This is a genomic window from Alteromonas genovensis (genome assembly GCF_010500895.1).
In the GTDB taxonomy this organism is placed as follows: Bacteria; Pseudomonadota; Gammaproteobacteria; order Enterobacterales; family Alteromonadaceae; genus Alteromonas; species Alteromonas genovensis.
This window is the reverse complement of sequence record NZ_JAAAWO010000001.1, coordinates 287,121-301,586: the sequence shown is the minus strand read 5'-3', so window position 1 is coordinate 301,586 and position 14,466 is coordinate 287,121. Positions and strand designations below refer to the sequence as shown.

8 protein-coding genes are annotated in these 14,466 nt (G+C 45.6%); 1 reads left to right on the top strand and 7 read right to left on the bottom strand.

The genetic code is table 11. The features are described from left to right. Positions 1-19: 19 nt before the first annotated feature. Entirely contained in the window at positions 20-3,142 is a 3,123-nt protein-coding gene (locus GTQ48_RS01220; protein WP_163104649.1) for an efflux RND transporter permease subunit, read from the bottom strand. Next, positions 3,142-4,410 carry an efflux RND transporter periplasmic adaptor subunit gene (locus GTQ48_RS01215; RefSeq protein WP_163104647.1) on the bottom strand — a complete coding sequence of 423 codons (1,269 nt, stop codon included), beginning with the start codon at positions 4,408-4,410 and terminating at the stop codon, positions 3,142-3,144. The genes GTQ48_RS01220 and GTQ48_RS01215 overlap by 1 nt, the downstream gene beginning before the upstream one ends. 218 nt (positions 4,411-4,628) lie before the next feature. On the opposite strand from GTQ48_RS01215, the gene GTQ48_RS01210 reads away from it, so the two are divergent. Then, positions 4,629-5,711 (top strand): LysR family transcriptional regulator, encoded by a 1,083-nt coding sequence (locus GTQ48_RS01210; protein WP_163104645.1) that lies wholly within the window; start codon positions 4,629-4,631, stop codon positions 5,709-5,711. 66 nt (positions 5,712-5,777) lie between these two features. Here GTQ48_RS01210 and lpdA read toward each other — a convergent pair whose 3' ends face one another. From lpdA to ampE, 5 genes are all read right to left on the bottom strand, one after another. Further along, positions 5,778-7,199, bottom strand: coding sequence for a dihydrolipoyl dehydrogenase (gene lpdA, locus GTQ48_RS01205; RefSeq protein WP_163104643.1), 1,422 nt, complete (start codon positions 7,197-7,199; stop codon positions 5,778-5,780). A 142-nt stretch (positions 7,200-7,341) separates the two neighbouring features. After that, entirely contained in the window at positions 7,342-9,432 is a 2,091-nt protein-coding gene (gene aceF, locus GTQ48_RS01200) for a pyruvate dehydrogenase complex dihydrolipoyllysine-residue acetyltransferase (RefSeq protein ID WP_163104641.1), read from the bottom strand. Between the two features lie 26 nt (positions 9,433-9,458). Then, a complete protein-coding gene (gene aceE / locus GTQ48_RS01195) occupies positions 9,459-12,134 on the bottom strand; it encodes a pyruvate dehydrogenase (acetyl-transferring), homodimeric type (RefSeq protein WP_163104639.1) in 2,676 nt (891 codons plus the stop codon). Between the two features lie 187 nt (positions 12,135-12,321). Continuing rightward, positions 12,322-13,068, bottom strand: a complete 747-nt coding sequence (locus GTQ48_RS01190; RefSeq protein WP_163104637.1) for a GntR family transcriptional regulator — start codon at positions 13,066-13,068, stop codon at positions 12,322-12,324. A 350-nt stretch (positions 13,069-13,418) separates the two neighbouring features. Further along, entirely contained in the window at positions 13,419-14,333 is a 915-nt protein-coding gene (gene ampE / locus GTQ48_RS01185) for a beta-lactamase regulator AmpE (protein ID WP_163104635.1), read from the bottom strand. Positions 14,334-14,466 lie beyond the last annotated feature (133 nt).

Here is a 14,466-nt window from a genome sequence, read left to right as displayed (position 1 = left end):
AATCGCTAGTCGATACGCTCTAGCCTTTCCGTTTCAGTAAGTAATAAAACACCGGTGTAAGGATAAGGCCAAAGACGGTGACTCCTATCATGCCCGAGAAGACCGCTACACCCATGGCTTGACGCATTTCAGCCCCTGCACCAGTAGAGAGTACCATTGGCAGTACACCCATGATGAATGCGATTGAAGTCATTAAAATAGGGCGTAGACGCAAGCGGCTTGCTTCCTTAATTGCCGCTAACGCACTCATGCCGCTGTCTTGTAACTCTTTCGCAAATTCCACAATAAGAATGGCGTTTTTAGTTGCCAAGCCAACCAACACGATTAGCCCTATTTGGGTGAATATATTGTTATCTCCACCATAAATTTTAACCCCTATTAACGCGCTTAGCAGTGTCATAGGCACAATAAGAATAATGGCTAGCGGTAAACGCAAGCTTTCATATTGAGCTGCTAATACTAAGAACACCAACAGCACAACGAGTGGGAAGATATAAGCCGCTGCGTTACCCGCCAGTATTTGCTGGTAGGTGAGCTCTGTCCACTCGTAGGTCATGCCTAACGGTAATGTCTCGGCAAGAATTTTCTCGATTGCTGCCCTAGCCTGATCAGAGGAATATCCAGGTGCAGGTGCGCCATTAATTTCCGCGGTAATGTAGCCGTTGTAATGCATCACTCTGTCTGGGCCGGCGCTATGCTCAACGTCTAAAAATGAACCAAGTGGGATCATGTCGCCCTGAGCGTTTCGTATTTTGAATTGGCTAATATCTTCTATATCTTGACGGTACTGTGCATCGGCCTGCACGTTCACCTGATAAGTTCGCCCAAATAGATTGAAGTCGTTCACATACAGCGAGCCCAAGTAAGCTTGCATAGTGGTAAACAAGGTATCTATGTTTACCCCTTGACTGACTGCTTTTTCCCGATCTACATCTACATCTAATTGCGGAACGGCAACGGTAAAGCTGGTAAAAGCATCGGTAAGCGCAGGATGCTGCCACGCTTTGCCAATCACTTCTTGAGTAACTCGCTCTAGCTCTTCAAACCCAAGGTTGCCTCTATCTTCAACCTGTAATCTAAAGCCACCAATCGTACCCAAGCCATTGACCGGCGGCGGTGGGAATATGGCCACATAGGCGCCTTTTATCGAGCCAAACTGTTGATTTAGTTTAGCGGCAATGGCACCTGCCGATAACTCTGGAGACTCTCGCTCGTCGAAGGGTTTCAACGGTGTAAACAAGATGCCCGAGCTAGGACTATTGGTAAACCCGTTAATATTTAGCCCAGGAAATGCTACCGCGTCTGAAACACCCGGGTGTTCCATGGCAATACGGGACATCTCTCGAATAACTTCTTCTGTTCTGTCCAAACTTGCTGCATTAGGAAGCTGAGCAAACGCCACTAGATATTGCTTATCTTGAGGGGGCACATACCCCGTTGGCGTGGTAGCAAATTGATTGTAAGTTAGCGCAATAAGGCCGGCGTAAAGCACTAATACAATGCTGCTCTTACGAATTAAACCACCAACTGCATTGGTATACCCTTTAGCACTGCGTTCGAATAACCGATTAAAGGGCGCAAACACAAATCTGCCAAACACTTTGTCCATGCCCCGCGTTAGCCAATCGTTCGATTTGCCGTGAGGTTTTAGCAACAGCGCAGACAGTGCTGGACTCAGCGTTAAAGAGTTTATCGCGGAGATAACCGTTGAAATGGTAATGGTTAATGCAAACTGTTTATAGAACTGCCCCGTTAAACCACTCATAAATGCAGTGGGAACAAATACTGCAGCCAGCACTAGCGTAGTGGCAATAATAGGCCCAGTGACCTCTTTCATCGCCTGCACGGTAGCATCGAAAGGTGTTTTACCCTCTGCGATATTTCGCTCTACGTTTTCCACCACCACAATGGCATCATCAACTACGATACCTATTGCCAATACTAATCCGAACAACGACAGCGCATTGAGGGAAAAGCCCATTAGTTGCATAAATGCGAAAGTACCTACCAACGAAATAGGAACCGCCACTAAGGGAATAATTGAGGCGCGCCACGTTTGCAAAAACAGAACCACCACCAGCACCACCAACAGCACGGCTTCAAAAAGGGTGTTTACCACCGCTTCTATGGAGCCCCTAACAAACACAGTGGGGTCGTAAACAATGTCGAACTCTAGCCCTTCAGGAAACAGCTGTGACAATTCAGCCATGCGAGCACGGACATCGTCAGAGATCTGTATTGCATTTGAACCTGGAGCCTGAAAAATAGGGATTGCCGCAGCCGGCTTGTTATTAAGCAGCGAACGTAAGGAGTAAGTATTTGCCCCAAGCTCTATACGCGCTATATCTTTTAGGCGCGTAATTTCACCATCATCGCCGGTTTTTACGATGATATTTTCAAACTCTGACTCGTCTTTTAAACGGCCGCGAACGTTAATTAACAGCTGAAATTCACTGGACCCATTAGGCTGTGCGCCCAAGCTACCAGCGGCAGCCTGTTGATTTTGATCAGCAATGGCGGCAACCACGTCGCCGGGGTTCATTTGCAGAGCAGCAAGCTTACTTGGGTTAAGCCATACGCGCATGCTGAACTCACCTGCGCCAAATAAACGCACCTGACCAACACCATCAATTCGCGCAAGTTCATCTTTTACATTTTGATCGGCGTAGTTCGACAAATACAGCATGTCGTAGCGATTATCCGGTGACGTTAAATGCACCACCATGGTTAGATTTGGAGATGATTTTTCGGTCACTACGCCAAGGCGCTGTACTTCTTGTGGCAATCGAGGGGTCGCGCGATTAACACGGTTTTGTACTAGGGTTGTGGCATCGTCTGGGTCGGTACCAATGGCAAAGGTAATAGTGAGCGTCATGCGTCCATCGCTTGTAGCCTGCGACGACATATACAACATATTTTCTACGCCGTTAATTTCTTGCTCTAACGGAGTGGCGACGGTTTCTGCTATTACTTCAGGGTTGGCACCAGGATAGTTAGCCGTGACTACAACTGTGGGTGGCACCACTTCTGGGTATTCAGTAATGGGTAGCTGCCATACCGCAATGGCACCACCGATAAATATAAGAATGGACAATACGCCGGCGAATATCGGCCGGCTAATAAAAAATTGCGAAACATTCATTACTTAAGGCCTGCCGTTGCTGAACCGGTAGAAAATGAACCTCCTGATAACACGTCTTCTACTTGCGCCATGTTTTGGGTAACTTGCGTTGCGCTATCAACGCGAGACTGCCAATGCTCTAAGTTTGCAAGGGCATCTTCATCACTCATAGGAACTTTGTTTCTGGCCACGGTTGCGCCCGGGCGAACTCGTTGAAGTCCGTTAACTACAATAGTGTCGTCTGTAGAAAGCCCTTGCTTAATAATGCGCATGCTTCCTACTTTGTCACCTAACGTGACTGGGCGGTACTCCGCTTTATTGTCATCATTTACCACAAGCACGTACTTATTATTCAGGTCGGTGCCTATGGCTCTTTCTTTAATTAGTATGCCCTTCTCGTTGGTATCACCCGCAAGTTTCAAATGAGCGAACAAGCCTGGAATTAAACGGCCGTTTTCATTGTCGAACACAGCGCGTACGCGAAGGGTTCCGGTATTTGCATTAACCTGGTTGTCAATAAAGTCGATTTGCCCCCAGTGCATGTAATCATTCTCGTTTGCCAAGCGCATTGCTACTGGCTGCTCACTCACTGCAGTAGAGGCATTGGTTTTATCAGATAAGTAATTAAGGTAGGTTTGCTCGTCAATGTCGAAGTAGGCATACAGACGGTCGGTAGACACGATACGGGTAAGTTCGGTCTGCCCTGCGGTAACAAAGTTACCCTCGGTAATATTGGCGCGCGATACACGACCTGAAATAGGCGCTTCAACACGGGCAAAACCGCGATTTAATCTAGCAACTTCTAATGACGCCTGCGTTTGATTTAAACTCGCCATCGCCTGATTCTTCTCGGCTAATCGAGCATCTAACACTTCTTCTGATACCGCTTGAGTTTCACGCAGCTTAAAGGCACGGTCGTAATTTTGCTTGGCAAGAGATAGTCGGCTTTTGGCTTCTTCAAGCTGCGCCGTTAAACGGGATACTTCTGCTTTAAACATTCTGTTGTCGATAAGAAATAGAGTTTGTCCTTGCTCAACATATTCACCCTCTTCATAGGCAACAAAATCAACATAGCCTGAAACACGAGGGCGAAGCGCTACAATATGCGGCGACTCTAGGCGACCCGTAAAGTTGTCCCACTCGGTCAAGCGTTGTGATACCACAGTAGCCACATCTACCGGCACACCGTTACTCGCTTGCATCATTTGATCAGATTCCTGATTATCACCGCATGCAGCGATAAGTGCAGTGAGACCTACCACTGCCATAAAACGGGTTAAACTTTTCATTGCAAGATACTCTTTTGAAATTAGCTATAGGTTTGATGGCGCGCATTATGCTAAAGTCTAAACAATAAAAATAATTATATTTTCATATGCAACACATCATTTAATGTGATACTTTGAGGTTATGTAACACCCTTGTTAACCGCACATATATATAGCGTAAAAATTGGCTATAAACGCTTAATATTGAGGCTACATTCAGGTTTTTAATGGAGACGGCAATGCGTCCACATGACTTAAATTTATTGATGATTTTCGATGCCATCATGACAGAGGGCGCGATTACACGTGCAGCAGACAGGCTTTCAATGACACAGCCCGCTGTATCGAACGCCTTATCAAGAATGCGCACCGCATGGAAAGATGAGCTGTTTGTAAAAGACGGTAGAGGCATTCAGCCTACGTCTTACGCAAAGAACCTGTGGAGTCAAATTCAAGGGCCGCTGGGAGAGCTTGAAGTAGCGGTTAACCCCACCGATTTCAATCCGGCCACTGCCAAACGCACTTTTCGTATAGCCGCCACAGACAGTATTGTTTCCATGGTATGGGGCCCTCTTAGAAAGGTGATTGAAAATGAGGCACCTGGCATTAATATTCACGCTATTCCTAATTACGACATGGAAACAGACAAAATATTAAAAGACGCCGAGGCTGAGTTAACGTTTTCAAAGCATCAAGAGCCTGATTCAGTCATACGTGCAGAGCATGTGCTAGACCCGAGTTGGGTGGTAATAATGCGCCCCGATCATCCTCTTGCAGCGTCTCAACTTACACTGGATGACTTTGTAGCAGCTGATCATTTGTTGGTGTCGGTCACTGGCGATGTCACGGGCCCAACCGACCAAGTATTGGCTAACTTGGGACTTAAAAGACGGGTTGCCATGTCGGTTAATCAGTTTTATAACGCTACCCCACTTTTGAAAGAGAGCAATCTTATCTGCGTAGCGCCATCTCTGGTGGTAGAGAAGGAAATATTTTCTGGTGAACTGGCTGTATTCGAAACGCCAGTGGAAATTGTCAGCTCGCCACTTTCGGTAATGTGGCACAAGCGCCAAGATCAAGACGCAGGGTTGCAATGGTTGCGGGGGCTGGTTGTGAAATTTATTCGCGAACGAGTTCAGCGTCATGAATTACTGTTGTCGCAATGCTGTAGAAAAGCGTACTGCGCCGATACGGTGAAACGTCTTATGGCGCAGCGCAATATGGATAGCAGTGAGTTTACTCCAGCGCACTTACAAACCGCTAACGATGCAGTAGCAGGGCCTGAGCCCGAACCTGTACTGAAAGACAAGGTTATAGCTTAACATTTACCTTTAAAAATTAAAAAACCCGCTAATTAGCGGGTTTTTATTACATCAGAAAAAAGCGATTTATTTCTTTTTCTTTGCCTTAGGGTTTGGCAAATCAGTGATGCTTCCTTCGAATATTTCAGACGCTAGTCCAATTGATTCGTTTAGCGTAGGGTGAGCATGAATGGTAAGTGCAACATCTTCACCGTCAGCACCCATCTCAATAGCTAGGCCAATTTCGCCAAGCATTTCGCCCGCGTTAGTACCAACCATTGCACCACCAATAACGCGACCAGATTCTTTATCGAAAATCATCTTGGTCAAACCGTTAGTCGAATCTTGAGCAATTGCGCGGCCTGATGCAGCCCACGGGAACGACGCTACTTCGTAGTTTACGCCCTGCTCTTTAGCTTCTTTCTCAGTTAGACCAACCCAAGCAACTTCTGGCTCTGTGTAGGCAACTGATGGAATGGCACGTGGGTCGAAGTAGTGCTTCTGACCTGCAACCACTTCTGCAGCAACATGACCTTCATGTACCGCTTTGTGTGCAAGCATAGGCTGACCTACAAGGTCGCCAATGGCAAAGATATGCTCTACGTTAGTGCGCATTTGCTTATCAACATTGATGAAACCACGCTCATCAACATTAACGCCGGCTTTATCAGCACTTACTAGATTACCATTTGGCTTACGGCCAACTGCTACAAGTACTTTGTCGTAACGTACTGGCTCAGCAGGTGCTTTCTTGCCTTCAAACGTAACGTACAAACCATCGTCTTTTGCTTCAACCGCAGTTACTTTGGTTTCTAGCATGATGTTGAATTTTTCTTTGTAGTCTTTCATGAATACTTTCATGATGTCTTTATCGGCAGCTGGAATAAGCTGGTCTAAAAACTCAACTACATCAACGTTTGAGCCTAGAGCTTCGTACACTGTACCCATTTCAAGACCAATGATACCACCGCCAAGGACTAGCATTTTCTCTGGAATATCTTTCATTTCCAAAGCGCCAGTTGAGTCGATTACGCGATCGTCTTCGGGAATGAATGGCAAGCTGATTGGCTCAGAGCCTGCAGCAATAATTGCTTTTTCAAACGTAATAGTGGTAACGCCGTCGTCGCCTTGCACTTCAAGAGTGTTGCTGCCCGTAAACTTACCGTAGCCTTTCACATGCTGGGTTTTGCGCATTTTAGACATGCCTGCAAGACCGTTGGTAAGTTGCTTAACAACGCCGTCTTTGTAGTCACGAATTTTGTCTAAATCAATCTTTGGCTCACCAAAGCTCACGCCATGACTTGCCAAGTGCTTTGCTTCTTTCATTACTTTCGCAACGTGGAGCAGTGCCTTTGACGGAATACAGCCAACATTAAGACATACACCGCCTAATGAATCGCGCGAATCTACGATAACTGTTTCAATGCCTAAATCGGCTGCACGGAATGCTGCAGAATAACCGCCAGGGCCGCCGCCCAGTACCACTAATTGCGTTTTAATTTCGCTCATTGTGAACCTCAATCCTCTTTTTTGATTATGCTAACACGCGTTGCTTACACATATAGGCGTTAGCATAACCTAAATACCGCCCTAAGGGCCTATAAAATCGTCAAAAATGTTAAACACATTGTAAACATTTTACGATTTTCTTTTAAAGTATAATTCTACGTAAGTCAGTTAGGTTAGCAGCAACTTCTGCAGCAAACCTTGCACCTACAGCACCATCAATAACACGGTGGTCGTATGACAAGCTTAACGGAACCATTAAACGAGGTTCAAATTCACTGCCATTCCACTTAGGTTTCATTTCTGATTTAGAGACACCTAAAATACCCACCTCTGGTGCATTTACGATTGGCGTAAACGCCGTACCGCCAATACCACCTAGGCTAGAGATAGTGAACGTGCCGCCCTGCATATCGGCAGACTTCAACTTACCTTCACGTGCCTTCTTAGACGTATCAATTAGCTCTTGAGACAGTTGCTCAATACCTTTTCTGTTTACATCTTTGATTACAGGTACGACAAGGCCGCCAGGAGTTTCTACCGCAATACCAATATTGATAAACTTCTTAATGATCAAGCTTTCGCCATCTTCAGATAGCGACGAGTTGAACACTTCGTATTTTTCTAGCGCTTTCGCTACGGCTTTCATAACAAAAACAAGTGGCGTGATCTTTAAGCCAGACTTTATTTTTGCATGATAAGCATTCTGCTCTTTACGGAATGCTTCAACGCCAGTGATATCAGCTTCATCAAACTGCGTAACGTGTGGAATAGTAGCCCAGTTACGATGTAAGAACGGCCCAGAGATTTTCTGAATACGCGATAACTTCTGCTCTTCAACTTCACCAAACTTGCTGTGATCAACAGGTTTAACCGGCACAATTTGAAGTACATTGTCACCCACAGGTGCATTACCTGACGCGGCAGCCGTTTTAGGCTTAGCCAATTCAGCTTTTACGTATTCTTGAACATCTTCTTTCAAAATACGATTCTTACGACCAGAGCCTTTTACCAAGGTGAGGTCTACACCAAATTCTCTCGCTACTCTGCGCACCGATGGTGAAGCATGAGCTTTTCCGTCATTACTTTCTGTATCAGAGCTTGAGTGTGCTTTAGCCGGCCCAGGCTTTTGTGCTGGCGCTTTTGACTTTTCTTCAGTCTTCTTGCCCGCAGCTTCTTTACTAGAAGAGTCTGACTGCTTAGGTGCTTCAGATTTACTTTCTTCTTTTGCTGAAGAGGCTGACGCGCCACCGCTAGTTTCTAACTTCACTACTAGGGTGCCTTGCTTAACCTTATCGCCTGTTGAAATAAGCACTTCTTTTACCGTACCTGAATGTGTCGATGGCACATCCATGGTGGCTTTATCGGTTTCAAGGGTAATCAGACCATCTTCTTTTTCAATGGTATCGCCAACAGATACAAGTACGTCGATAACGTCGACTTCACCGTCTTCACCAATATCAGGGACGGATACTTCAATCACTTCACTTGAAGACGAATCAGAAGATGCGGCGCTTGACGACTTAGCTTCCTTTTCGGCGCTATCTGAAGAGTCAGTGCTCGAGCTTTCCGTGCTTTCTGTGCTTTCAGATGAGTCAGAACCACCCACCTCAAGCTTGATAACCACGGTGCCTTCTTTAACTTTATCGCCATTGCTTATGAGAACTTCTTTTACGGTACCAGCATGGCTTGATGGCACGTCCATCGTTGCCTTGTCAGTTTCTAGCGTAATTAAACCATCTTCTTTTTCAATGGTATCGCCTACCGCAACTAGCACGTCGATAACGTCAACTTCGCCGTCTTCACCAATATCGGGTACAGCAACTTCAATCACGTTGCCGCCTGAAGACTTAGCAGAGTCTGATGTTGATTCGGACTCTTCTTTAGGCGATTCGTTTGAAGATGACTCACTGTCCGACTCGGCGTCTGCTGAGCTACTTGCCTCAGAATCATTAGCTTCAGAATCATCAGCCTCAGAGCTGTTCTCCTCAGAGTCAGCACTGGTTTTGATTTCGCCGATAACGTCGCCTTCTTTAATCTTGTCACCCACGGCAACAGATAGGCTTACTATTTCGCCTTCAAACGGCGCAGGAATGTCCATAGATGCTTTATCGCTCTCTACAGTAACAATCCCTTCATCTGCCTCTAATGTGTCACCAACGGAAACACACAGTTCGATAACTTCAACTTCGTCACCACCAACATCGGGAACGACAATCTTTTGAATATCTGACATATGTAAAATACCTTATGTGTCTGTGACTACGCGTAAAGTGGGTTAAGTTTTTCAGCGTTAATTTCAAAACGCTTAATGGCATCTGCCACCACTTTTTTCTCAACGTCACCGCGCTGTGCAAGTTCGTAAAGTGATGCCACTACAATGTAGGCAGCATTCACTTCGAAATGCGTACGCAAGTTTTCACGGCTGTCACTTCTTCCGAAGCCGTCTGTACCTAAACAACGATATTCTGTATCGATGAAAGCGCGGACTTGATCAGAGTAGTTCTTCACGTAATCAGTTGCAGAAATTGCTGGGCCTGCATCTTTTGTGATCACTTGGCTAATGTACGGTATTTTTTGCTCTGCTTCTGGGTTAAGCATGTTCCAGCGTGCAACGCCTTGACCTTCACGAGCCAGCTCGTTGAAAGATGTTACCGAGTACACGTCAGAAGACACATCGTAATCGTCACTAAGAATTTGTGCCGCTTTGCGCACTTCATTCAAAATAGTGCCCGAGCCCATCAATTGAACATTGTGCTTAGCTTTCTTACCTTCAACACGCTCTAGCTTATAAATACCTTTGATGATTTGCTCTGCAATATCATCATCTTCAGGCATCGCAGGGTGCTGATAGTTTTCGTTCATTAACGTGAGGTAGTAGAAAACGTTTTCGTTTTCACCGTACATACGGCGCAAGCCATCTTGTACGATAACCGCCACTTCGTAGCCATACGTCGGATCGTACGTTACACAGTTAGGAATTAAGTTAGCCTGTACATGTGAGTGGCCATCTTGATGCTGTAGACCTTCTCCATTCAGTGTTGTTCTACCTGCTGTAGCACCTAATAGGAAACCACGGGCCTGACTATCACCCGCTGCCCAAGCTAAGTCGCCAACACGTTGGAAACCGAACATTGAGTAGTAGATATAAAAAGGAATAGTGGTCGCGTTACAGGTTGAGTAAGACGTACCCGCCGCTACCCAAGACGCCATAGCGCCTAGCTCGTTAATACCCTCTTGCAATACCTGGCCTTTCTTATCTTCGCGATAGTAAGCCACTTGGTCGGCGTCTTGTGGAACGTATTTTTGTCCCTCATTAGCGTAAATACCTACCTGACGGAACAGACCTTCCATACCGAATGTACGGGCTTCATCAGGAATAATTGGCACAATGCGCTTGCCAATTTTCTTATCTTTAAGCAGCGCGTTAAGTACGCGAACAAAGGTCATAGTAGATGACACTTGACGATCGCCTGACCCTTTTAAAATAGCGTCAAAGGCTTTTAACTCTGGTACTTCTAACTGCTCTTCTGCTTGTTCTCTGCGCGCTGGAAGGTATCCGCCAAGGGCCTCACGGCGCTCTTTCAGATACTTAAGTTCTTCACTGTCTTCTGGGAAGCGATAGTACGGAAGATCCGCAATTTTGTCGTCTTCAATTGGAATATTGAAACGGTCACGGAATTTCTTAATAGATTCCACTTCCATTTTCTTCACGTTGTGAGCCACGTTCTGTGCTTCACCCGATGAACCAAGACCAAAGCCTTTAACGGTTTTCGCAAGAATAACCGTTGGGCGACCTTTGGTATCGATGGCTTTTTGATATGCTGCAAATACCTTAACCGGATCGTGACCACCACGATTTAAGCGCCAGATGTCTTCATCTGAATAGTTAGCCACTAACGCTTTCGTTTCTGGGTACTTGTTAAAGAAGTTTTCGCGGGTGTACTTACCGCCCTTCGCTTTACAGTTCTGATATTCACCGTCTACGGTTTCGCCCATAAGCTGAATAAGCTTGCCTGATTTATCACGGGCAAGAAGCTCATCCCAGTAACTACCCCAAATAACTTTAACCACTTCCCAGCCTGCGCCGCGGAATGTGCCTTCAAGTTCTTGGATAATTTTGCCATTACCGCGTACAGGGCCGTCTAAGCGCTGTAAGTTACAGTTAATAACAAATGTTAGGTTGTCTAAGCCTTCGCGAGACGCTAAGCCAATGGCACCCAATGATTCTGGCTCATCACACTCACCATCACCCATGTAGCAGTATACGCGCTGACCTGAACAGTCTTTAATACCGCGGTTAGTGAGGTATTTTAAGAAACGCGCTGTGTATATCGCTTGAAGTGGACCAAGGCCCATAGATACTGTTGGAAACTGCCAGTAGTCTTTCATCAAATGCGGGTGCGGGTACGATGATAGTCCATCGCCGTTACACTCTTGACGGAAGTTGTTTAGCTGCTCTTCCGTTAAGTTACCTTCGATGAAAGAACGAGCGTAGATACCTGGGGAGATGTGGCCTTGAGCGAATATAAAGTCGCCGCCATTACCATCTGTTGGCGCTTTGAAAAAGTGGTTAAAGCCAACATCGTACAGCATGGCTGAAGAGGCAAAGCTACCAATGTGACCACCAAGTTCTAGGTCTTTCTTAGACGCGCGTAACACTATCATCAATGCGTTCCAACGAATTGCAGCACGGATGCGCGCTTCGATAGTGAGATCGCCTGGCATGTTAGGTTCTTGCGCTGCAGGTATAGTGTTGATGTACGCTGTTGTTGCGTCGTACGGTAAGTGAGCTCCGCTACGGCGAGCTTTATCAACAAGCTTCTCAAGTAAGTAATGAGCGCGTTCTACACCTTCCTCTTCGAATACAGATTCGAGTGCATCTAGCCACTCTTTAGTTTCTTGAGGGTCCACATCTTGGTGCATCATATCAGTCATGGTGCCATCCTATTTTTGCTTATATAGAGAATCCTCCTTACGCAACATTTACACCCTGCGTTGAAGGAGGAATACTAAACTACGTTGTACTCACAGTGACCCGTTCTGGCTCACCTGCTTGGGCAGTGGCACGGGTACAACCCGACCGGCCTCTGCGAATAATTAACCGCGAGCAGCATGCTCGAGGCTAAATCTCTAAACGACGCAACGCTCGCTGAACACGAGTGTCGCGCTGATTAATGGTTAACAGCGTTTTTTCAATAAACGCCAAATGCGTGTTACATGCTTGGCGAGCCGCTTCTGGATCTTGCGACGCTATGGCTTCCACAATTTCTCGTCGCTGTTTGGCAATATCTGCCACGGCATCAGTGTGCATCGCCAGCATGTCTAAATTTCGTTCTATGTTGTCAACCAACATACTTTGCATGGTACTCATTACGTGAAGCAGCACCATATTGTGCGAAGCTCGAGCCATGATGATGTAAAACTGGCCTAGCGCCTCGGCCTGAGCGCGCTTACTCTCGCTCACTTTTGGCGACGGAAGCTCATTTAATGCTTGAGTTAGTGCATCAATATCTTCTGGTTGCCCACGAAGCGCAGCGTAATAAGCCGACATACCTTCTAAGGCATGGCGAAATTCGAGTAAATCAAACTGAGTTTCTGGACGTTTGCTCACTAAATCCATGAGTGGATCTTTCATTGCTGCATTGAGATTGCGGTTGACAAACGTACCGCCACCTTGCTTCCTTTCTACCAGACCACGGGCTTGCAGATTACCAATAGCTTCACGTAAAGAAGGACGAGACACATCAAACTTCAGCGCAAGTTCTCGCTCTGGCGGCAATTTTTGCCCCGCCAACAGAGAACCATCAAGAATCATAGATTCAAGTTGCTCAGTTATGACATCTGCTAGTTTTTTTCGCTGCTGACGCATGCGGCCCCTGTCTCTGTAAAGAATCCTGTAGTGAAGTCCTTAAGTGGTAATAACAGTTGTGAATACGCTAAATTAGTGACATTAATGTAAACTCAACTCAAATTGGTAATACCATTTTACCTATACAGTTTAAGGCAGATCGTTTTGGAGGTAAATACTCTCAAGCATAGCAAACCTGACTGAGTTTGCTGTCTGTTAAGCTTTATTGTTGAATTTGTTAAGAAAAGTATTTAAACCATTACTGGTCTGATGAGAAGATGGAAGCAGGTGAAAAGACAAAAGCATCTGATCTAGCAACAGTTTTTTACTAGACCAAATGTTTTCATCGTTTTAAATGTTAAAAATAGTGATTATGCGAGGCTACCTATAACCGTAAGTGCCGAAGTAACAACCAGTAAAAAAATAACATTACGTTTTGCTAACTTTACAAGTACCTTGGGTTCAACCGATGCATTTTCAGCCTGTAGCGCTTGTTCTTCCGGCGTTAGCATTTCAGCTTTCGCCGAAATAATCGTGAGTACGTCGTAGGCAGATACATCTAATTGCAGCGCATATTTAATCCATTCCGGTAATGCGCGAGAGAAGTGCCCCATCATCAACATACCAAAGGCAGTAATACGCACTGGAATATAATCTAATGCGAACATGAGACGGGCTGAAGTTTCGCGCATGGGATGATTAGCAGCACATAGCGCTTCGGTAGTACTTCTACTCAGGCTATAGAATAATGCGCCAGGCGCGCCAAACGCAATAAACCACAGCATAACAGCGGCGTAATGCTGATAATTAAGCCATGTTAAATGTTGCCCAAAGCTTTGGCCTTGGTATTTTGCGCTACTCGTGTCGTCAGTCTCTTCATCGCTTGCGTTTTCGTTAAGACTACTTTGACTATCACGCTCATTGGTACAGTGGCCCAATTGGTCGGTGTACATACTACAGGCCTGCAAATCATTTCGCTCGGCCGCGTTTAAGAAGCATTTATACGTGGCCCTTAGTGCAGGACAACCAATGCAAATAAATAGGACAACGCTTTGCTCTATAAACGTAAGAAAAGCGCCGAAAATAAAATATTCTATTGCTGCAAGTACAACGGCGGGAGCTAGCAGGCAAAGATACAATGACGCAGACGTGTTCTTTTTAGACAACCAGCGCTTTTCAATAAGCCACTCCCGGTATTGACCGGCGTATTTTTCAATATGCCAACGTGGTTCTTTACTTACTAATCGCTCTAAACTAAGTACTAATAGCAAACTCATTAAAATCATGTGGTAAATCGCTTCCAGTTATTTGACGCAATACAGGTATTTATCTTAATTGTTGATTAAGCCTGACTAAACGCGGTGACCCACTTTATAGGCATTCATTTTATTACTCATTTACGACTTAGTTTACTACTTT

Coding starts and splice junctions, on each gene's coding strand:
- GTQ48_RS01215 (WP_163104647.1), bottom strand. CDS start 4,410: ATGAAAAGTTTAACCCGTTTTATGGCAGTGGTAGGTCTCACTGCACTT.
- aceF (WP_163104641.1), bottom strand. CDS start 9,432: ATGTCAGATATTCAAAAGATTGTCGTTCCCGATGTTGGTGGTGACGAA.
- aceE (WP_163104639.1), bottom strand. CDS start 12,134: ATGACTGATATGATGCACCAAGATGTGGACCCTCAAGAAACTAAAGAG.
- GTQ48_RS01190 (WP_163104637.1), bottom strand. CDS start 13,068: ATGCGTCAGCAGCGAAAAAAACTAGCAGATGTCATAACTGAGCAACTT.
- lpdA (WP_163104643.1), bottom strand. CDS start 7,199: ATGAGCGAAATTAAAACGCAATTAGTGGTACTGGGCGGCGGCCCTGGC.
- ampE (WP_163104635.1), bottom strand. CDS start 14,333: ATGATTTTAATGAGTTTGCTATTAGTACTTAGTTTAGAGCGATTAGTA.
- GTQ48_RS01210 (WP_163104645.1), top strand. CDS start 4,629: ATGCGTCCACATGACTTAAATTTATTGATGATTTTCGATGCCATCATG.
- GTQ48_RS01220 (WP_163104649.1), bottom strand. CDS start 3,142: ATGAATGTTTCGCAATTTTTTATTAGCCGGCCGATATTCGCCGGCGTA.